The sequence below is a fragment of the Hymenobacter segetis genome, from assembly GCF_054776495.1.
In genome coordinates, this window is the sequence record NZ_BAAHBV010000001.1 from 2420946 (window position 1) to 2440525 (window position 19580).

12 protein-coding genes are annotated in these 19580 nt (G+C 59.7%); 5 read left to right on the forward strand and 7 right to left on the reverse strand.

The window, feature by feature from the left end; genetic code table 11:
* Window positions 1-102 precede the first annotated feature (102 nt).
* The 4 genes from rny (at window position 103) to ACYU70_RS10115 (ending at window position 4857) form a co-directional block, all read left to right on the forward strand.
* The gene (gene rny / locus ACYU70_RS10100; protein ID WP_342296876.1) at window positions 103-1773 is read left to right on the forward strand and encodes a ribonuclease Y; all 1671 of its coding nucleotides are present in this window, start codon (window positions 103-105) and stop codon (window positions 1771-1773) included.
* Window positions 1774-1873: 100 nt separating this feature from the next.
* Window positions 1874-2842, forward strand: coding sequence for an N-acetylmuramoyl-L-alanine amidase (locus ACYU70_RS10105; RefSeq protein ID WP_342296874.1), 969 nt, complete (start codon window positions 1874-1876; stop codon window positions 2840-2842).
* Window positions 2843-2921: 79 nt separating this feature from the next.
* Entirely contained in the window at window positions 2922-4166 is a 1245-nt protein-coding gene (locus tag ACYU70_RS10110) for a pyridoxal phosphate-dependent aminotransferase (protein WP_342296873.1), read from the forward strand.
* A gap of 19 nt (window positions 4167-4185) precedes the next feature.
* Window positions 4186-4857 (forward strand): cytochrome b/b6 domain-containing protein, encoded by a 672-nt coding sequence (locus tag ACYU70_RS10115; protein WP_342296871.1) that lies wholly within the window; start codon window positions 4186-4188, stop codon window positions 4855-4857.
* Between the two features lie 206 nt (window positions 4858-5063).
* On the opposite strand, the gene ACYU70_RS10120 is transcribed toward ACYU70_RS10115, so the two are convergent.
* From ACYU70_RS10120 to ACYU70_RS10135, 4 genes are all read right to left on the reverse strand, one after another.
* The gene (locus ACYU70_RS10120; RefSeq protein WP_342296869.1) at window positions 5064-7424 is read right to left on the reverse strand and encodes a M1 family metallopeptidase; all 2361 of its coding nucleotides are present in this window, start codon (window positions 7422-7424) and stop codon (window positions 5064-5066) included.
* A 235-nt stretch (window positions 7425-7659) separates the two neighbouring features.
* Window positions 7660-8256, reverse strand: coding sequence for a HupE/UreJ family protein (locus tag ACYU70_RS10125; protein WP_342296868.1), 597 nt, complete (start codon window positions 8254-8256; stop codon window positions 7660-7662).
* 147 nt (window positions 8257-8403) lie between these two features.
* Complete coding sequence (locus ACYU70_RS10130) at window positions 8404-12606, reverse strand: beta strand repeat-containing protein (protein WP_342296866.1); 4203 nt, start codon at window positions 12604-12606, stop codon at window positions 8404-8406.
* Window positions 12607-13008: 402 nt separating this feature from the next.
* The gene (locus tag ACYU70_RS10135; RefSeq protein ID WP_460615978.1) at window positions 13009-13689 is read right to left on the reverse strand and encodes a hypothetical protein; all 681 of its coding nucleotides are present in this window, start codon (window positions 13687-13689) and stop codon (window positions 13009-13011) included.
* A 437-nt stretch (window positions 13690-14126) separates the two neighbouring features.
* Between ACYU70_RS10135 and ACYU70_RS10140 the strand changes: the two genes are divergently transcribed.
* Window positions 14127-14855 (forward strand): hypothetical protein, encoded by a 729-nt coding sequence (locus ACYU70_RS10140; RefSeq protein ID WP_460615979.1) that lies wholly within the window; start codon window positions 14127-14129, stop codon window positions 14853-14855.
* Between the two features lie 103 nt (window positions 14856-14958).
* On the opposite strand, the gene clpB is transcribed toward ACYU70_RS10140, so the two are convergent.
* The 3 genes from clpB to ACYU70_RS10155 form a co-directional block, all read right to left on the reverse strand.
* Window positions 14959-17568, reverse strand: coding sequence for an ATP-dependent Clp protease ATP-binding subunit (clpB, locus tag ACYU70_RS10145; protein WP_460615980.1), 2610 nt, complete (start codon window positions 17566-17568; stop codon window positions 14959-14961).
* Window positions 17569-17720: 152 nt separating this feature from the next.
* On the reverse strand, window positions 17721-18545 hold the full coding sequence (locus ACYU70_RS10150; protein WP_460615981.1) for a hypothetical protein: 825 nt from the start codon (window positions 18543-18545) through the stop codon (window positions 17721-17723).
* Between the two features lie 408 nt (window positions 18546-18953).
* Entirely contained in the window at window positions 18954-19505 is a 552-nt protein-coding gene (locus ACYU70_RS10155; protein ID WP_460615982.1) for a hypothetical protein, read from the reverse strand.
* Window positions 19506-19580: the final 75 nt, after the last annotated feature.

A 19580-nucleotide genomic window follows, 5' to 3' on the forward strand; every position in this document is an offset into this window, starting at 1 on the left:
CGCGGCAATCGGCCGCTTCCGCCCGGCCCGGGCAAAATCGTTCTACCCGGTTATGGTTTTTACCCCACCCCAAAAACCATAATTCATATGTCCCCTTTAATAATGTGTCTGCTCACCGCAGTGGCTGCCCTTGTGGTCGGCTTTGTGGTAGGCAGGCAGCTGGCCGGCAAAGCCCGGCTGGACCACGAGGGCGAGGCTCAGGCCCGCGCTCAACAAATCCTCCGCGATGCGGAGGAGAAAGGCAACCGCCTTCGCGACGAGAAAATTAAGCAGGCCGATGAGCGCCTGGAGCAGTCGAAGAACAAGTTCAAGACGCTGCGCAACGAGTTTGACCAGGAAAGCCGCCGCCTCAAAACTGAGCTGGACAGCGAGCTGACCCAGCGCCGCCAGGGCGTGGTGGAGCAAGAGCAGAGCATCAAAATGCTCACCGAAACCACACAGCGCCAGCTCGAACAGATTCAGAAAAAGGAAGCCGACCTGGAGCGCCAGCGCGAGAAAAATCAGACCGATACCCAGCAGCTACGCGATAAGCTGGAAGCCCAGGCCGAAAAGCGCCGTCTCGACCATGAGGAGGCGATGGCTGAACTGGAAGAAAAGCAGCGCGAAGCCGATGAGCAGCTGCACTCCGTACAGCGCCAGCTCGAAACCATCGCCAACCTGACCGCCGCCGAAGCCCGCGAGCAACTGGTGGAAAGCCTCAAAAATGAGGCTCAAATCCAAGCCAGCTCCTTTGTGAAGGACACCGTGGCCCAGGCCAAGCTGACCGCCACCAAGGATGCCAAGAAAATTGTGTTGGAGACCATTCAGCGCACCGCTTCAGAGCATGCCATCGAGAACTGCGTGTCGATTTTCAACATTGAAAGCGACGACGTGAAGGGCAAAATCATCGGCCGCGAGGGCCGCAACATCCGCGCGCTGGAAGCTGCCACGGGCGTTGAAATCATCGTGGACGACACGCCCGAGGCCATCATCATCTCGGGCTTCGACCCGGTGCGCCGCGAAATTGCCCGCCTCTCGCTGCACTTGCTGGTGAAAGATGGTCGGATTCACCCCGCTCGCGTGGAGGAAATCGTAGCCAAAACCCGCAAGAACATCGAGGAAGAAATCGTTGAAATCGGCGAGAAAACCATTATCGACCTCGGCATTCACGGCCTACACCCGGAACTGATTAAAATGGTGGGCCGGATGCGCTTCCGCTCCAGCTACGGCCAGAACCTGCTGCAACACAGCCGTGAAGTAGCCAACCTCTGCGCCACCATGGCCGCCGAGATGGGCCTCGACGTGAAGAAAGCCAAGCGCGCCGGCCTGCTGCACGACATCGGCAAGGTGAGCACCGAAGAGCCTGAGCTGCCCCACGCCATCCTGGGCATGGAGATGGCCAAGAAGTGGAAAGAGCACCCCGACGTGGTCAACGCCATCGGCGCTCACCACGACGAAATTGAGATGACGGCTATGATTTCGCCGCTGGTGCAGGCCTGCGACGCCATTTCGGGCTCGCGCCCCGGTGCCCGCCGCGAGATGATGGAAAGCTACATCAAGCGCCTGAAGCAGCTGGAAGAAACCGCCAACGGCTTCAAGGGCGTGAACCAGTGCTTTGCCATCCAGGCCGGCCGCGAGCTGCGCGTGATGGTGGACGCCGAGAACGTGACCGACGAACGCGCCGCTGAGCTGAGCTTCGAGATTTCGCAGAAAATCGAGAAGGAAATGCAGTACCCCGGCCAGATTAAAATCACCGTAATTCGGGAGATGCGCTCCGTGGCGTACGCCAAATAGCGCGGGCTGACGTTTTGTTACCGGAAGCCCTTGAAGCAGTTGCTCCAAGGGCTTCTTTTTTGCTGTTGCACTGGCAGCTTTGCCGTTTAACCTGTTTCTGATGAAGGCTTATTTACCTTCCCTTTGCTTCGCGGCAACCTTGGCGTTGAGCGCCTGTGCCGCCTCCAAGAACCCCTACGCCACCACCAACAAGTCGTATAAAGCGCAGGTGAAAGCCTATGCCGAGGCCCTACGCGCCACGCCGGTCATCACGCCGGGGGCCGACAGCCTGCTGGGCAAATACTGGGTGGGCACCACCAATTTCAACCTGCGCAAGCCCAACTACGTCGTCATTCACCACACGGCGCAGGACTCTACGGCGCAGACGCTCAAGACGTTTACCATGGTGAGCACGCAGGTGAGCGCGCATTACGTCATCGGGCGCGACGGCCGGGTGTACCATATGCTGAACGACTACCTGCGGGCCTGGCATGGCGGCGTGGCCAAGTGGGGCAACACCACGGATATCAACTCCTCATCCATCGGCATCGAGCTGGATAACAACGGCATTGAGCCCTTCGCCGAAGCCCAGATTACCAGCCTGATGCATATTCTGGCCGGCCTGAAAAAAGCCTACGGAATTCCCACGGCCAACTTCATTGGCCACGCTGATATTGCTCCCAGCCGCAAGAATGACCCCAGCGCCCTCTTCCCTTGGAAGCGCCTAGCGGATAATGGTTTCGGCCTGTGGTACGATGCCGGCCCACTGCCCAGCCCCTTCGTGGCCGATAGCGCCGCTGCCCTGGCCGGCCGCCTGCTCACTCCTCCCCTGCCGACGGCGGATGATGTGCCGACGGCTTCTATTCAGCCTGTGGATACCAGCCGGGTGGATGCCCAGCTGGCGCGACTGAATAGTCCGATTACGGTGTTCAGTCCGCGTGAGGCGCTGCGGATTATCGGGTACGACACGCGGGATTTGCCGGCGGCCATTCGGGCATTCAAGCTGCATTTTATTCAGCAAAACGTGGGCGCGCCGCTGACCGATGCCGACAACCGGATTCTGTATAATCTGTATAAGAAGTGCTTGTAACTAATTGCGGGCCGTTATATTTAGCCAATTGAGGGGCCGGCGGCTGATGCCGCGCCGGTTGGGGAGTTAACTTTATTATATGCCAGAAGTATCCAAGCGCGGGCAGGCCATGCCCGTTTCGCCGTTTCGCAAGCTGCTGCCTTATGCTGACGCCGCCCGCCAACAGGGCAAAGTAGTTTATCCGCTCAACATTGGCCAGCCCGATGTGCTGACGCCGCCCGAAATGCTGGCCGCCGTGCGCGAGGCCGACATCGCGGTGCTGGGCTACGCCCCCGGCGCAGGCACCGACAGCTACCGCCGCAAGCTGGAAACCTACTACCAGCGCGCCGGAATTCCGGCCCGCTTCAAAGACATTATGGTGACCACGGCAGGCAGCGAGGCCATCCTTTTCGCCATGCTCACCTGCCTGAATCCGGGCGATGAGGTGATTGTAGCCGAGCCGTTTTATGGCACCTACACAGCCTTTGCTATTGCGGCCGGCGTGAGCATCGTGGCCGTGTCGGCGCACATCGAGGACGGCTTCGCGCTGCCGCCGCTGGCCGATTTCGAGGCGGTGATTACGCCGCGCACCCGGGCCATTCTCATCTGCAACCCCAGCAACCCCACCGGCTACGTGTACCGGCGCGACGAGCTGGACGCCCTGCTGGGCCTGTGCAAACAGCACGATTTATACCTGCTGTCGGACGAGGCTTACCGCGAATACTGCTACGACGGCGCCCAGGCCACCAGCGCCTTGAGCCTGGTGGGCGGCGAAAAGCACGTGGTGCTGCTCGACACCATCTCAAAGCGCTACAGTGCCTGCGGGGCGCGGGTGGGCGCGTTGGTCACCCGCAACCCGGATGTGTGGCTGGCGGCCTTCCACTTCGGCCAGATGCGAATATGCCCGCCGGTGCTGGAAATGGTGGCTGCCGAAGCCGCCGCCGAGCTGCCCCCCTCCTATTTCGATGGCACCCGGGCCGAGTACCAGGCCCGGCGCGACCTCACCGTGAATGCGCTACGGGCCATGCCGGGCGTGGTGTGCCCAGTGCCGGGCGGTGCCTTCTACGTGGTGGCCCGCCTGCCGGTGGACGATGCCGAGAAGTTCGGCCAGTGGCTGCTGGAGGATTTTACGCTGGATAATCAGACACTGATGCTGTCGCCAGCCAACGGCTTCTACCATACGCCAGGCCTGGGCCGGCAGGAAGTACGCTTGGCCTACGTCATCAACCAGACCGATTTAGCGGCGGCGCTCCACTGCCTGGCGCACGCGCTACTGGTGTATCCCGGCCGCACCGAACCCGTGCCCGCCGCCGCCGTAGAAGCCGGCATTGTCCTTACTATTTGACCCTTTGCCCACCAGCGCCATGAACGAAGTCATTGCCCCCGCCGTCGAAGTACCCATCAAGGATTACCGGGGCTCCATCCGGTTCTGGCACTGGGCCAATGCGCTGTTGATTAGCCTGCAGTTGATTACCATTCTGTTTCAGAAGGTGATTGTTAATTCCCGGTCGGCGGTGCCGGAGTTTCAGCAGGCCATGAGCAAGGCCAACGTGACGATAACCACGAAGCAGGGCGGCGCTTTTGCGCACATCATCAGCGAGCGAATCTGGGACTGGCACATCTACTTTGGCTGGGCGCTGGTGGCACTGTGGGTAATGCGTCTGGGCTTGCAGCTGACGGGACCTTCCAACTTGCGCTTCTCGGCGCGGCTAATGGAAATCCTGCGCCGCTACCGCCTCGCGCCGCCTGCCGACAAGAGCCAAGCCGGCAAAATTCTGTTTGCCAAAACCACCTACGCGCTGTTTTACCTTTTCCTAACCATCATGGTGGCCACCGGCCTCATCATGATATATGAAGATACCGCCTTCTTCGGCCCCATGCACCATACGGCCGAGGAGATTCACAATGTGACGATGTACCTCATTATCGGCTTCATTCTCATCCATGTGGTGGGTGTGGTCTGGGCTGAGAGCAAGGAGGACCACGGGCTCATTTCGCGCATGGTGGGCGGTGAAGCCCCGAATATCAAGGCGTAAATCGTCTGTCATTGCGAGTGGAGCGCAGCGCAACGCGGCAATCCGTCCTCTCGTGAGCGACCAACCCCGAGATGTGATAAAGCCTTTTTTAACAACAGAAAGCCCCGGCACTTCGCAGTGCCGGGGCTTTCTGGTGAAAGAGAGTGTCTGGTTAGTACAGAACGGATTGCCGCGTTGCGCTGCGCTCCACTCGCAATGACAGACGACTAGTTGCCGCTGCTGCCGGGCTTCTGCTCCAGCTTCTGCATGGGGCTGGCTGCGGTTTTGGACTGCTGCATGGGGTTGGCGGGAGCTTGCGGGCGTTGCTGCTCAAACAGCTCGAAGCGCGAGGCGGCGGGCTGGCGCGGGAAGGCATTGTTGCTCAAATCCGTGTCGGCCGTTTGCTGGAAGGGGTCGATAACGAAGCTGATGACGGGCTTTTTCGTCACGATGACTTTGGTGACCTGGGCGTTGTTTTTGCGCCAGATTTCGGCCGGGATGGTCTGGATTTCCTGGGTGTTGTCGGCGTAGGTCATCTGCACGATTACGGGCATTACCAGGCCGCCCACGTTGCGCAGGCTCAGCTCGTAGAAGTTGCTCTGCGAGTCGTTGAGGCGCTGCTGCTGCTCGGGCGTGAGGCCGTTGAGCATGGCGGTGTAGCGCTGCTGGTCGGCGGGCGTCACGGCCAGGGGGTCGTAGTTGTTGTAGAAATCCTTCAGCTCGGGCTTCTCATCCACCAGCGTTTTGGGGATGTCGGTGGCGTTGCGCTGGGCGGTGATGGACTGCGGCGCGGCGGCTTTCTGCTGCTGGAGGCGGGCGTTTTCCACCTGCGGGTTGCGGGTGCTGGCGTTGTAGGATTTCACCGACTCCAAGGCAATGTCCGTGTGTTCGGTGGTGTAGAACCAGCCGCGCCAGAACCAGTCGAGGTCCACAGCTGAGGCGTCTTCCATGGTGCGGAAGAAATCGGCGGGCGTGGGGTGCTTGTAGGCCCAGCGCTGGGCGTAGGTTTTGAAGGCGTAGTCGAACAGCTCGCGGCCCATGACAGTCTCGCGCAGGATGTTGAGGGCCGTGGCGGGCTTGCCGTAGGCGTTGTTGCCGAATTGCAGAGCCGACTCCGAGTTAATCATAATCGGCGATTGCAGGTTATCAGCCGTGGCCATGTAGGCCGCAATGTTGCGGGGCTCGCCGCGGCGGCTGGGGTAGTTGCGCTCCCACTCCTGCTCGGTGAGGAACTGCACGAAGGAGTTCAGGCCCTCATCCATCCACGTCCACTGCCGCTCGTCGGAGTTGATAATCATGGGGAAGAAGTTGTGGCCCACTTCGTGGATAATCACCGAAATCATCCCGTATTTCACCTGCTGCGAGTAGGTACCGTCCTTCTCAGGCCGGCCGCCGTTGAAGCAGAGCATGGGGTACTCCATGCCGCCCACCGGGCCGTGCACCGAAATGGCTACGGGGTAAGCGTAGGGAATCGTGAATTTCGAGTAGGTTTTGATGGTGTGGGCCACCACCTGCGTCGAATACTGACCCCAGAGCGGGTTGCCCTCCTTGGGGTAGTAGCTCATGCACATCACGGGCTTGCCGTTTTGCTTAATCTGCATGGCATCCCAGATGAATTTGCGCGAGCTGGCCCAGGCGAAGTCGCGCACGTTTTTGGCGGCGAAGGACCAGGTTTTGGTGCCGGTGGCGCGGCTGCTTTCGTTCTTCACGGCCTCGTCCTGGCTCACGATGAGCACGGGCTTGGTGGCCGACTTGGCCTGCTCCCAGCGCTTCTGCTGCGTGCTGGTGAGGACCTGGGCGGCATTTTGCAGCGTGCCGGTGGCGCCCACGATGTGGTCGGCGGGCGCGGTGATGCTCACTTTGTAGTCGCCGAAGGGCAGCGTGAATTCGCCGTTGCCGAGGAACTGCTTGTGCTGCCAGCCCTGGTTATCCGAATACACGGCCATGCGCGGGTAGAACTGGGCCATCTCATAGAGGTAGTTCTTGTCGTCGGCGAAATACTCGAAACCGCTGCGGCCACCCTGCTTGTACTGGTCGGTGATGTTGTAGTGCCACTTCACGCTGAACGATACCGACTGGCGCGGCAGCAGCGGCGCGGGCAGGTCCACGCGCATCATGGTGTTGTTCGTGACGGTGTGCAGCGCGCGCCCATCCTTGCCGGTCACGCTCTCGATTTTGAAGCCGCCATCGAAGTTCGACATCATGCCATCCACCGACTGAAACGACATTTTATCCTGCAGCTGGCCCACTTGGGTAGCGTTGGCGATGGAGTTTTTCTCGAAGATGTTCTGGTCGAGCTGCACCCAGAGGTAGGGCAGCGCATCGGGCGAGAGGTTGGTGTAGGTGATGGTTTCGCGGCCGGTGAGGGCCTGCTTGGCATCATCCAGCGTGACTTTGATGTCGTAGTCGGCGCGCTGCTGCCAGTAGTCGGAGCCGGGCGCGCCGCTGGCGGTGCGGTAGCTATTGGGTGTGGGCAGCATCGTTTCGAGCTGCGCAAATTTGTCGGTGCCGGAGTTGGTGGTCTGGGCAGTGGCAGCCTGCTGGCCGGCCACGGCCAGCACCAGGCCAGCGAATAAAAGACGACGCATGGAAAAAGCGTAAGTGGGAAAATCAGATTAGAAATGGCGACCGGTAAGGTCGCTTAAAGTTACGGCAAGGTTGCGGCAGTGCGGCCGTCGGGGCATGTCGGAGTTTTCCGATGTGCCCCGACGGCCGCCCGGACCCCATGTCGATAAACACCGACAGGCCTCCCGACCCGCCGCCCCCCCTGTCGGTAAACACCGATAGGCCTCTCCACAACGCCTCCCCCCTACCCGGCTGCTTCTACGGCCACAGCTGTTGCGCCAGCAGCACCGTGGCAATGCCCAGGGCCGCGCCGCTGGTGGTCAGCAGCCAGTCGCGGCGGGCCACGCGCAGGCTGCCCAGCAGCACCGCGCCGGCCAGCAGAATGGCGGCTACGATGAGGATTTGGCCCAGCTCCACGCCGATGTTGAACGCCAGCAGCTCCGCTAGTGGCCGACTGTTCGGCCCGAGCAAGGCCCGCAGGTAATTAGAAAAGCCCAGCCCGTGAATCAGCCCAAACCCCAGCGCCAGGGCATTGGGAGCCGCTGCCAGCATTGGCGCGCGTCGGGTGATGAGCCGGCCCGCGCCGCGCAGGTTCCACAGCGCCGTGACCATGATGGTGATGGGAATGAGCGCCTCGATGAGGGCCGGCCGGAAGGCCACCAGGCCCAGCGTGGCCAGCGCCAGCGTGAGCGAGTGCCCCACCGTGAAGCTGGTAACCAGCGCCAGCACGCGCCGCCAGTCATTCAGCACGTAGGGCGCGCACAGGGCCAGCAAAAACGTGAGGTGGTCGGCCGCGCGCGGCGTGCAGATGTGCAGAAAGCCGAGTTGCAGGTAGGTCTGGAAAACGGAAGCCATAACACAAAGCTAGCGGCTTCCCCCCCGAATAAGCGGCTCACCAACCAGCACCGGCACTTCCCGGCGGCCATTATCAGGCACTAAAAAAGGCCCCAACCATGTGGTCGGGGCCTTTTTGGGGTAGCAGAGGCTACTGTCGGGGCAGCGCTATTCCTTCGTCACGCGGCGCGTGTCGAGGCCACCTTCGGTCTTCACCCGCAGGATGTAGATGCCCGAGGACAGCTGCGTCAGGTTGACAGGCTGCGTGGTGGTGCCGTTCGAGGCGGGCACCGTGGCCGTGAAGACCACCTGGCCCAGGGCGTTGAGCACGGTCAGCTCAGCGGGGGCGCGGTAGCCGGTCAGCACCACGTTGAGGTTGCCGTCGTGGTTGGGGTTCGGGTACACGTTCAGCGAAGTGCCGGCCAGCGGCTGGGCCGCCGCCGTTACCACCAGCGAGTTCGAAGCCGCCGACTGGCAGCCCGTGGCCGTGCTGATGAAGCGCACCGTGTAGGTGCCCGGGTTGGTGGTGCCATTGGCCGTATAGGTCTGGGCAGTAGCTCCCGCGATGATGGTGGTGGTCGTCCCGGTGGTTAGGTACCACTGGTAGGTGGTGCCGGCCGGGGCCACGCTGCTGGTGAAGAGCACCGTGCTGGGCGTGGGGTAGGTGTAGTTGAAGGTGGGCGTGGCCGGCAGCGCGTTGATGGTCACCGTGGCGGTGCTCATAGCGGCGGCGCAGCCACCGGCAGCGGCCACCGTGTTGGTCACGGTGTAAGTGCCGGCCGTGGAGGTGGCCGGATTCACCACGCCCGTCGTAGCATTCAGGGTCAGGCCCGTGGTCGAGGAGAACGTGCCAGCCGATGCGCCGGTGCCCAGCGTAGCGGGCAACAGCGTGGCCGAGCCCGCGCAGGCGCTGGCAGTAGCGTAGCTGAAGGCAGCCGTTGGAGCGGCCGTGATGGTTACCGTGGTGGTGGCCGTAGCAGCAGCGCAACCGCTGGCAGCGGCTATCGTGTTGGTCACGGTGTAGGTGCCGGGCGTGGACGAAGCCAGCGTGATAGCGCCGGTGGTGGCGTTAATCGTGAGGCCGGTAGTCGAAGAGAACGTCCCAGCCGTGGCACCCGTGCCCAGGGCAACGGCCGGAGCCGTAGTGCCGCTCACGCAGTAGCTGGTGGTGGTGCCGTAGCTGAACGTAGCAACCGGGGCGGCCGTGATGGTTACCGTGGTGGTAGCCGTGGTGGCGGCGCAACCGCCGGCAGCGGCCACCGTGTTGGTCACGGTGTAGGTGCCGGGCGTGGACGAAGCCAGGGTAATTGCGCCGGTGGAGGCGTTAATCGTCAGGCCCGTGGTCGAGGAGAACGTGCCGGCCGTAGCGCCGGTACCCAGTACAACGGCCGGAGCCGTGGTCCCACTCACGCAGTAGGTCGAAGTAGTGCCGTAGCTAAACGCGGCCACCGGAGCGGCCGTGATGGTCACCGCAGCCGTGGCGGAGCTGCCGCAAGTGCCGGCCACCGTGTAAGTCACAGTGTAGGCACCAGCGGTCGAAGCACTTAGGTTGATAGCGCCGGTAGTGGCATTCAGGCTCAGGCCCGTGGTGGAGCTAAACGTGCCGCCGCTGGTGCCCGTCACCGTCGGCGTGGGGTTGGTGCCGCTGGCGCAGAACGTCGCGCCCGAGTAGGCGAACGTGGCCGTGGTGGCCGGGGTCACCGTCACCGTTACCGGAGCCGAAAACACAGTGCGGTTATCCGAAGTGAGGATAACGGCGCGGAACGTGGTGGTAGCAGTCAGGTTGCTGAAGGCGTAGGTGCTGCCCGTGTTGGTGCCGGCCACATCTACGAAGCCCGAGCCGCTGTCGGCCTGGTATTTCACGATGGTGCCCACGTTGTTGGCCAGCGTGATGGTGCCCGAGTTGGTGCCGCCGCACACCGTCGCCACTGAGGTGGTGAGGGTGCCGCCTTCGGTATTTGCCAGCACGAAGAAGTCGTTGCCAGGCGTCAGGTTCAGGGTCGAAACCAAGCCGGTAGTAGGCACGGTAGCCGCTGCCCCGCCAATGGAAGCATACGCGCCGGCCGCCGTAGGGGCCTGGGCCACCACGGCTGTAGCCGCATTGCCCAGCACGTCATCGGCCCCATAGCTCAGCTGCACCGTGGCCGTAGCCGGCAGGTTGGCCGTGTTCTGGAGGCGCACGTAGCGGGTCGGGTTCAGGCTGCTCAGCCCGCCCGATACCTGGCCCCCCGTTGCACCGCTCACCACCGTGGCCGTGAAGGTCTGGTCGGTGCTGGCCGTGATGCCCGTTACCACTACCGGACGCCAGCCGGCGGCATCGCCCACGGCAAAAGTGCGGGCAACTGCCGTGGCGCTGTTTACCGTGATGCCCAGCGGGCCTTTCACGTACGAAGTAGCCAGGCCCGTGGGGAAAGCCCCCGCGAGCGGTCCAATCACTACCGTATTGGCGGCCGTGGTGGTCAGAATACCAGCCGAAAGCAGCAGCGAGGCGTTCGATACGCCGTTTACCAGCAGGTTGCCACCGGCCAGCACTACGCCCGCCGGGTTGGAAATGGTGACCACATCTACCGTGCGGGTAGCCGGAATCTCAAACCCGGTGGTGCGGGCCGTGGCTTCCGGCGCGTAAATCACCTGCAGCGCGCCGCTGCCAAGGTTGAAGACCGGGGCCGAAGTCAACGAACCGCTGGTGCCGGTGTTGGCCGTCACCCCAATCTGAATAACGAAGAAGATGGCCGTGCCGTCGCCAATAGTCAGGTTGCTGGTGCCGTTGAGGTTGCCGGTGAACATGTTCACCCGGGTCGTCACCACGGGTACACTCAGCGTAACGCCGCCGCCGTTGTTATCGACGGTGATGCTACGAATAACGCTAAACGTGCCGGTGCCGCCCAGCGTCTGGGGCACCGAGCCGGCGAAGTACACCGTGCTGCCGGTGGTAGTGCCCGTCAGGGTGCCGTTGTTGGTGATGGTGGCACCGAGTTGCAGCAATAGCTGGCCGTTCAGGTTCAGCGTGGCACCGGGCGTAACCAGCGCCGTACCGTACACGTTGGTCTGGCCCTGCATCACGGCCGTCTTGGGGTTGGTCGTGTTGTCGACGGTCAGGTTCGGGAACGTGCCGCGCACGCGGAAGTCGAAGTTGGTAGCCGTGGCCGCCGTGCCGATGTTCACGGTGCCGCCGGTGTAGGTATAGGTGCCCGCCACGTAGTAGTCGAGCGGCGTGGTGGCCGTGCTGCGCTGCACCAGGTTGATGGTACCGCCCGAAATGGTGGTGGTGCCGTTCACGCCGAACGAGGGCGTGCCCGACGTGTTGCCCACGGTGCTGATGTTCATGGTGCCACCGCTCAGCGTGAAGGTCATGGCCGCCGCCGCCGTGGCGCTGGTGAAGCTCGTGAACCGGCCCACCGTGTTCAGCGTGCCGCCCTCTTGGGTGTACACCGCGCCGGAGCCGAAGTTGATGGAGTTGCCAATGGAGCTGCCCACGTTGTAGGTGCCCGTCGAAATCCGCAGCGAGCCGTTAACGATGGGCGAGCCCGTCTGGCTGGCCACCGTAAAGTTGGCGTTGTTCAGCCAGAAGCCCCCCGTGGCGGGAATGACGTAGGAAGCCGCGTTGCTGAACACCCGGTTGCTGATGGTGGCCGTGCCCGAGATTTTCAGGGTACCGGTCATGTCATCCACCGTGTTGGTGGTGATGCGCGTGGATAGGAAGCCGGTGCCGGCAGTGGTGCTGCCCTGCACCGACAGCGTCGGCAGGTTCATTTCCACAATATCAGCCCGCACCGATTTGGCCAGCGACACCGTTTGCAAATCGGTGGTACCCGTGCCGGTGAAGGCCGCGTTGCCCGCGCCCGTAAAGCGAAGGTCCGAGCCGATGGTGCTGCTGGCGCTCAGGTCCAGCGTGCCATTATTGGTCACGCTGCCCGCCACCTGCAGCGAGTAGGCCGTGGTGGCCGAAGTCAGCAGCGAGCCCGTGGCTGCCACCGTGAGCGAGGCCGCCGTAGCCGCCACGTCCAGTGTCACCGTAGCGCCGGCCACGATGGTTACGTCATCGGCCGCCGTGGGCACCACGCCGCCCACCCAGGTGGCCGGGGCGCTCCAGTTGCCGCCCGCCGCCGTCGAGCTGATGGCGGACAGCACCTTGTGGGCCGCCACGGGCCGGGATGGCTGCACAGCCACCGGAGCCGCCGCCAGCGGCCGGGCCACTCGCTCAGCCGCCTGCGGCAAGGGAAATGCCCGGTTCTGGGCAGAAGCACCCACCGAGAGGGCTAAGAGGCCCAGAGTGGCCACCACGGGCCGCCAGCTGCGGCTGGCTACTGGCGTGCGGCTCCCCGCGAACGGGGATGGCGACGCACCGGCAAAAGGTAAATTATGCTGCATAAAGCAAAAGGTAAAAGGTGGGAAATAGGTAAAGAAATCAATGAAATAGCCCCGACCGATTAACGCCAAACGTCATCAGCCCAACACAGCAAGCCCGTAATAGCAACAAGGTTGATTTGGCAAATCCAGGCGCAATACGTCCTGATGGATTTTCACGGTTGGCAGATGATGAAGGGGAAAGGGAGCGTAAATATGGGAGCTTTATTTGAGCTTTTGCCGGCGTGGCAATCCCCGTTACTGCCGTTCGGCCGGGTTCGGCCTCCATCGTCCGCTTGCAGGAGTTTCCGGGGAGCTTTCGATAAGTTGGATTCAGAACAAAAAATCCCCGTCAGCGCAATGCTGACGGGGATTTTTGCTGCGCGGCGGTGGCGGGCACGGCGGAAGATTCCGGGCCGGCCGGCCCTAGTTAAACTCGTCCAGATACCCCAGCTCGCGGCGCTTGGCCGCCCGCTCCCTGGGGTCGCGGTACTGGGCATCGAGCAGGCTGAGCATGGCTTGCAGCACCTCCAGCACGTAGTCGTGCAGCGACTCGCGGTCGGCAATGGTCTTGGTCACGCCCTGGGCCGTGCTGGTGGCCTGCCCGGTGGCGATGGCATAGCCCTCGCGGATGGGCTTCCAGAAGGCCGTGCCGTAGTCGCGGCCGTCGAAGCCGGCATCCTTCAGGGCCTTCAGCAGCTTGTCGAGGGCCTTGAGGCGCTCGCCCTGGTCGGCGGGCAGCACGTAGCTGTCGCGGTAGGTCACGATGCCGAACTGGGCGTAGTGCTCCTTGGCGCGGGCCTTGGTGAACTTCTCGGCGATGTAGCCCTTCAGGTAGTTCAGCCCGTCCTCCATCTTGGCATCAAGGGCGTGCAGGTCGCCGCTCACTTGGGGGCGTAGCAGGCCGGCTTCTTCGCGGGCCGTTACGGCCGCTTCGAAGGCTTCGGCTTTCGGCCCGTACTCGGCTGCCGTGGTCCAGATAAACGCCAGCTCGGGGGTTTTGGGCCAGGCGTCTTTCAGGCGCAGGGCCAAATCGGCCTGCCCGCGCAGGGCGTTTGGGATGGTCGGGGTGGGGGTTGGGTCGTTGGGGGTAGGTGTGGGCTCCATCAGGAAAGTGGAAAAGGTGAATTATTGCAGTGAAAGTAGCAATATTTCTAGCATTCGCCCGCGCCGGGCGGGGGTGCCGCCCAGGTAAGCCTCCAACGGGCGTCGGCGGCTTACCTGGTTCCTAGGTAGGCCGTAAACGCAAGCTTGGGACTTGCCTAGGAGCCAAGTAGGGTGTAAACGCCGGTTTGGGGCATACCTGGGGGCTAGGTAGGGTATAAGCACAGGTTTGGGGCTTACCTAGGTCCTAGGTAGGGCATAAACGCAAGTTTGGGGCTTACCTAGGAACTGGGGAGGCTGGAGAAGCGGCTGGGTGGGGAGGAATGACAGGGTGAAATCTTTATTAGCTTGGCGCCTTTGAAACACACATGGCTTAATCTGTTACCAGATTTGATACCTTTAACTTTGGTATCAGCCCGTCATAAATCGTCAAGTAGACTATGAAAAAACCTACAACTTTATTCTACATTTTCCTCTTAGCAACTCTTTTTGCTGGCATAGGAGCTTTTGCAGGAAACTACTTTCTTGAGAGAACTGTCGAAAAAGACTATACGGACTTTTCTAACAGCCTAGCATTTAAAGATTCATTTTTTGATTACACATCAACACCAGTAGCAGGAGTATGCTTGGGCAAGCAATTTGACATCACCTCTGGAGGATTTTCAATCACTGAATACAAGAATAATGCAAGTGGGTTTGAGCTTTCAAACTATGTTTTAAAGGGTATTGAGTTTGAGAAATATGGCTGCTTACCTCCTGAAGACATAATTACAGTTTGCAATTACGGGCTTGGCGACCTGCTGACCAAAGAAATTCCTACGCACTACTATACTGGTACCGTGATGGAGAAGCTGGTTAATTCAGAACATATGCAGGGCTTCTATACAAAACTTAAGGAACTCCCTGAATTGAAATCAGAATATCATTTAGTCGCCAATGACGACAACATGCTTCCAACAGGCTTCCCACATACTGTAACCTCACAGAGCAGATTTAATGGCATTGTATGCAAGTTGCTAATAACAGGCAATTCTGGTATTCGATATCGCATTGCTGAAAACAGAGATGCAATCAAGAAAGCAGAGTTAATTTATCAATTAAGCGGAACATTCATTGGTTTTATAGTAGCCTGTTTGATTAGCTTCGTATTCTTTTTTAATCGGAAGTAGCATATGAAATTCCAGATTTGAATAATGCTTAAATCACTATTACAAGAAAGCCCCGCCAGCACAACGCTGACGGGGCTTTCTCATTCACTAAACCAACCGACAATTACACCGTCGGCAGCTCCACGTTTTCAAACTTCACCGCGCCGTCTTCCAGCACGGCTTCTACCACAGCATCCTTGCTCACGCGGCCCGAGAGAATGTCTTTCGACAATTCATTCAGAATCACGCGCTGCAACACGCGTTTCAATGGCCGTGCGCCGAACTGCGGGTCGAAGCCGGATTCGCCCAGGTAATCGAGCACTTCGTTCGTGGCTTCGAGCTGGATGCCGGCCTCGGCCAGGCGCTGCTGGATTTGCTTGAACTGGATGTCGACGATGCGGCGGATTTCCTTGCGCTTGAGGGGCTGGAACATCACGATTTCGTCGATGCGGTTCAGGAACTCGGGGCGCATGTGCTGCTTGAGGCGCTCCACCACTTCGTCGCGGGTGCGGTCGACGACCTCCTCGTGGTTGAACTCGTTGAGGTCCTTGAAGTTCTTCTGGATGATGTCGGCCCCGGTGTTCGAGGTCATGATGATGATGGTGTTCTTGAAGTTCGCCACCCGGCCTTTGTTGTCGGTGAGGCGGCCGTCATCCAGCACTTGCAGCAGGATGTTGAACACGTCGGGGTGCGCTTTCTCGATTTCGTCGAGCAGCACCACCGAGTAGGGCTTGCGGCGCACGGCCTCCGTGAGCTGGCCGCCTTCGTCGTAGCCCACGTAGCCGGGAGGCGCGCCGATGAGCCGCGACACGGCGTGGCGTTCCTGAAACTCGCTCATGTCGATGCGGACCATGGCGTTTTCGTCGTTGAACAAATACTCGGCTAAGGCCTTGGCCAGCTCGGTTTTGCCCACGCCGGTGGTGCCCAGGAAAATGAACGAGCCGATGGGCCGCTTGGGGTCTTGCAGGCCGGCGCGGGAGCGACGTACGGCATCGGAGATGGCCGCGATGGCCTCGGCCTGGCCGGCCACGCGCTTGCCTAGCTCGGCTTCGAGGTTCAGCAGCTTCTCGCGGTCCGATTGCAGCATTTTGCTCACCGGAATGCCCGTCCACTTGGCTACCACCTCGGCGATGCTCTCGCTGGTCACGACTTCCTGGAGCATGGCGCCGCCGTCTTTGTTGGCGTTGGCTTCGTCCTGCAAGGTTTTCAGCTTGGCTTCGGCTTCCTGAATCTTGCCGTAGCGCAGCTCGGCCACGCGGGCGTAGTCGCCCTGGCGCTCGGCCTGCTCGGCTTCCAGCTTGAACTGCTCGATGGCTTCCTTCTGGGTTTGAATGCCGGTGAGGACACCTTTTTCGCTTTCCCAGCGGGCTTTGAGGGTGTCGCGGCGGTCGTTCAGTTCGGCCAATTCTTTGCTGAGGATGGCTTCGCGGTCGCGGTTGTCTTCGCGGCGGATGGCTTCGCGCTCAATTTCGAGCTGCATGATGCGGCGCTGGATTTCGTCGAGCTCCACGGGCATGGAATTCAGCTCGATACGGAGCTTGGCGGCGGCCTCGTCCATGAGGTCGATGGCCTTGTCGGGCAGGAAGCGGTCGGTGATGTAGCGGGCGCTCAGCTCCACGGCCGCAATCACGGCGTCGTCGGTGATGCGCACGCCGTGGTGCAGCTCGTACTTTTCCTTGATGCCGCGCATGATGCTGATGGCGTCCTCAATCGTGGGCTCGTCCACCATCACGGCCTGGAAACGGCGTTCGAGGGCCTTGTCCTTCTCAATGTATTTCTGGTATTCCTTGAGCGTGGTGGCCCCGATGGCGTGCAGCTCGCCGCGCGCCAGGGCGGGCTTGAGGAGGTTGGCGGCGTCCATGGCGCCTTCGCCCCCGCCGCCAGCCCCGATGAGGGTGTGCATTTCGTCAATGAAGAGCACAATCTGGCCGTCGGAGTCGGTCACTTCCTTGATGACGGCCTTGAGGCGCTCCTCAAACTCGCCCTTGTACTTGGCCCCGGCCACGAGCAGGCCCATGTCGAGGCTCATGATGACTTTGTCGCGCAGGTTTTCGGGCACGTCGCCGGCCACGATGCGCTGGGCCAGGCCCTCCACGATGGCGGTTTTGCCCACGCCGGGCTCGCCGAGCAGCACGGGGTTGTTTTTGGTGCGGCGCGAGAGGATTTGCAGCACGCGGCGGATTTCCTCGTCGCGGCCAATCACGGGGTCCATCTTGCCGGCGCGCACCTGCTCGTTGAGGTTGCGGGCGTAGCGGTTCAGGCTTTGGTATTGGTCTTCGGCGCTCTGGCTCGTGACTTTGCGCCCGCCGCGCAGCTCCTTAATGGCGGCTTTCAAGTCCTTGTCGTTGAAGCCGGTGTCTTTGAGCAGCGTGGCCACGGCATCGCGGCCGCCGAGGATGCCCAGCAGTAAGTGCTCGACGGACACGAACTCGTCGCCCATGTCCTTCATGGCCGTGTTGGCGCGCTGCACGGCGGCGGCGGCCTCGTTGGCGAAGTAGGGCGAGCCACCGCTCACCTTGGGGTAGGCGGCCACGAGGGCATCGAGCCGTGGCGTGAGAATGTTGAGGTTGGCGCCCAGCTTGTTGGCCAGAAACGAGAAGACGCTTTCGTCGCTCTGGAAGAGGCCCTTCAGCAAATGGCCCGTTTCGACGGCCTGCTGCTGGTTGCCCCCGGCTATTTCGGTGGCCTTCTGCACGGCCTCCTGTGCCTTGATGGTGAAGTTTTTAAAGTCCATTTTGGGTTGTCTCTAAGTAGGTGCTTCGGGTTAGGAAGTTGTACGAAGGGACTAGCAAATGGGGTGCGAGAAGGATTTTTCGGACTTTTTGGCGGAATAAAACAAGTTTTCCTGCTAAAATATCGACTAACTGTCAGAAGGCATTTAACAAGTTAGTCAATTCCCATTGACGTTTTAACGTCATCAATATCACCTGAATAATCGTCCCAATCCCCCATCTGTCCGTCTGTTAGAGCATCAAAGGTTTCCTTTTCCCAATTGTAATTACGATAATGATTCATGTCAGATTCTTCTTCATCCTCTAAATCAAAATTCCATTGCCCAATCACCTTATTCTTGATTAAATTAATTCCAACTGCTTTGGCGTACAAACTATTTTGCAGAAGCCTCCTATCAGTCATAATCCTATTATCTAATACAAAGCCGTTTACATTGACAACACACCACAGCAGATAACTTGGATTCCTTTCTAACATCTCTTCCAACGATGAGTTTGCATAATCTCCAAAACTCATTTTTTGTGAAATTTTATACAAGTTCAATTGATTGGGATTGTAATTTTTTTCCAATAAATAGCTTAAACCATCTTTGTTTTGAATGTGTGTTCCAACCAAGCTTTCTATTGGTTGGAAAATAATTTCGTGGCCATATGAAATATTATTAGCATTATCAGCCAAAAACATACATTTTAAATAAATATCTATAGTTTTTAAGTCTCTTAATTTGTGCTCCTGTAAGAAAACTCTGTAACAAAGCGCAGCATTAGTGAATTTCCCGTTTCTTGCGAACAATATGGCTTTGTTTAATAAATCAAAGTATGGGTCGTCTTCACAAAGCTTAAGCAATTCTTTGAGCAGTTGTTCAAGCTCACGATTATCCTCAGTTTTGCTTCCTACAGCGCTAATAACTAGCTGCAGATTCCTCTGGCATTCAACGATAAATTTTTCGCAGCTCATAATTATTCTGTTTTTTTTCACAAAGCACAAACCTTAAAATAGAAAGCATCGTTAATTTAGCACACCCTAATTGGCCACTAAAGCTTGACTAATTTAATACTCCATTACGCATTGCGCGTGTCTTCATTGACTCATCATGCTAGCTCTTTTGGTTGATTGAGCGAGAAAAGCATGAGAAAGGAGACTAAATTATGACAGCAATAGTAGTGGTAGTTCTGCTCTTGAGCCAATTATTAAGAGACTTTACTGAGCTTATCAAAGCCAAGAAGGGTTAATATTGGAACGGGAGCGACCTAAGCTGCTCCCGTTTTTTTTGCATAAACTACTCATAATCTGTAGTTTCTTCAGCGGCGGGGGCGGCGGGCGGAGGTGGTGGCACGCGGGCAATAGCAGTAGGCACCGCCTAGTCTCTTGCCACTCTCTGCCTAGCTATTGGTTGACACCCGGGACAGTGGTGCCGGCACGCCGAAACAGCCAGCCCGACCCAGCCCACAGCCCCGCAAACACGGTATTCAGGGCCAGCACCTGCACTAGGCCCAAATCAGCCTCGGGCTTCCAGATGGCCATTGCAACAAAGGGGACCAAAAACTGCGTGAGCGCCGCCGCGAACATGGCGCGGGCCATCCCCAGCGGCCGGAAGCGTGCAGCAATGGCTCCGATAATGCCAACGGCCAGCACCCCGCCATACAGCAGGTTGGCCGGGTTGTTCTCGCTGCCGATGAATCCCACCGCCAGATTCCCCCACACGAGCAGGAGGCCTGCCACCACCGCCACCCCCACGGCCACCCGATAGGTGGTACTGCCTCCCATGCGTGCCACCAGGGTATAGGCGAGGCCCGACCCAAATAGCAGGATGCCCGCGATAATGAAATCATCCAAAGTCCAGGTCACTTCCTTGGTAAACTGCATGGCCACCAAGGGTATTAGTAGCAGGAAAGCCGTGGCAAGCGCAATGCGGGTAATGCTTCGGGTGAGTGTCATGAGAGTAGGGCTTTAGGGTTGTAAATGGGCCAAGGCAGGGTGCACAGGAGCGATACAAAGAAAAGCAAAAGAACT

What these genes read in the sequence shown, in the direction of transcription:
- rny (WP_342296876.1), top strand. Translation starts at nt 103, where the DNA reads ATGTGTCTGCTCACCGCAGTGGCTGCCCTTGTGGTCGGCTTTGTGGTA.
- ACYU70_RS10105 (WP_342296874.1), top strand. Translation starts at nt 1,874, where the DNA reads ATGAAGGCTTATTTACCTTCCCTTTGCTTCGCGGCAACCTTGGCGTTG.
- ACYU70_RS10110 (WP_342296873.1), top strand. Translation starts at nt 2,922, where the DNA reads ATGCCAGAAGTATCCAAGCGCGGGCAGGCCATGCCCGTTTCGCCGTTT.
- ACYU70_RS10115 (WP_342296871.1), top strand. Translation starts at nt 4,186, where the DNA reads ATGAACGAAGTCATTGCCCCCGCCGTCGAAGTACCCATCAAGGATTAC.
- ACYU70_RS10120 (WP_342296869.1), bottom strand. Translation starts at nt 7,424, where the DNA reads ATGCGTCGTCTTTTATTCGCTGGCCTGGTGCTGGCCGTGGCCGGCCAG.
- ACYU70_RS10125 (WP_342296868.1), bottom strand. Translation starts at nt 8,256, where the DNA reads ATGGCTTCCGTTTTCCAGACCTACCTGCAACTCGGCTTTCTGCACATC.
- ACYU70_RS10130 (WP_342296866.1), bottom strand. Translation starts at nt 12,606, where the DNA reads ATGCAGCATAATTTACCTTTTGCCGGTGCGTCGCCATCCCCGTTCGCG.
- ACYU70_RS10135 (WP_460615978.1), bottom strand. Translation starts at nt 13,689, where the DNA reads ATGGAGCCCACACCTACCCCCAACGACCCAACCCCCACCCCGACCATC.
- ACYU70_RS10140 (WP_460615979.1), top strand. Translation starts at nt 14,127, where the DNA reads ATGAAAAAACCTACAACTTTATTCTACATTTTCCTCTTAGCAACTCTT.
- clpB (WP_460615980.1), bottom strand. Translation starts at nt 17,568, where the DNA reads ATGGACTTTAAAAACTTCACCATCAAGGCACAGGAGGCCGTGCAGAAG.
- ACYU70_RS10155 (WP_460615982.1), bottom strand. Translation starts at nt 19,505, where the DNA reads ATGACACTCACCCGAAGCATTACCCGCATTGCGCTTGCCACGGCTTTC.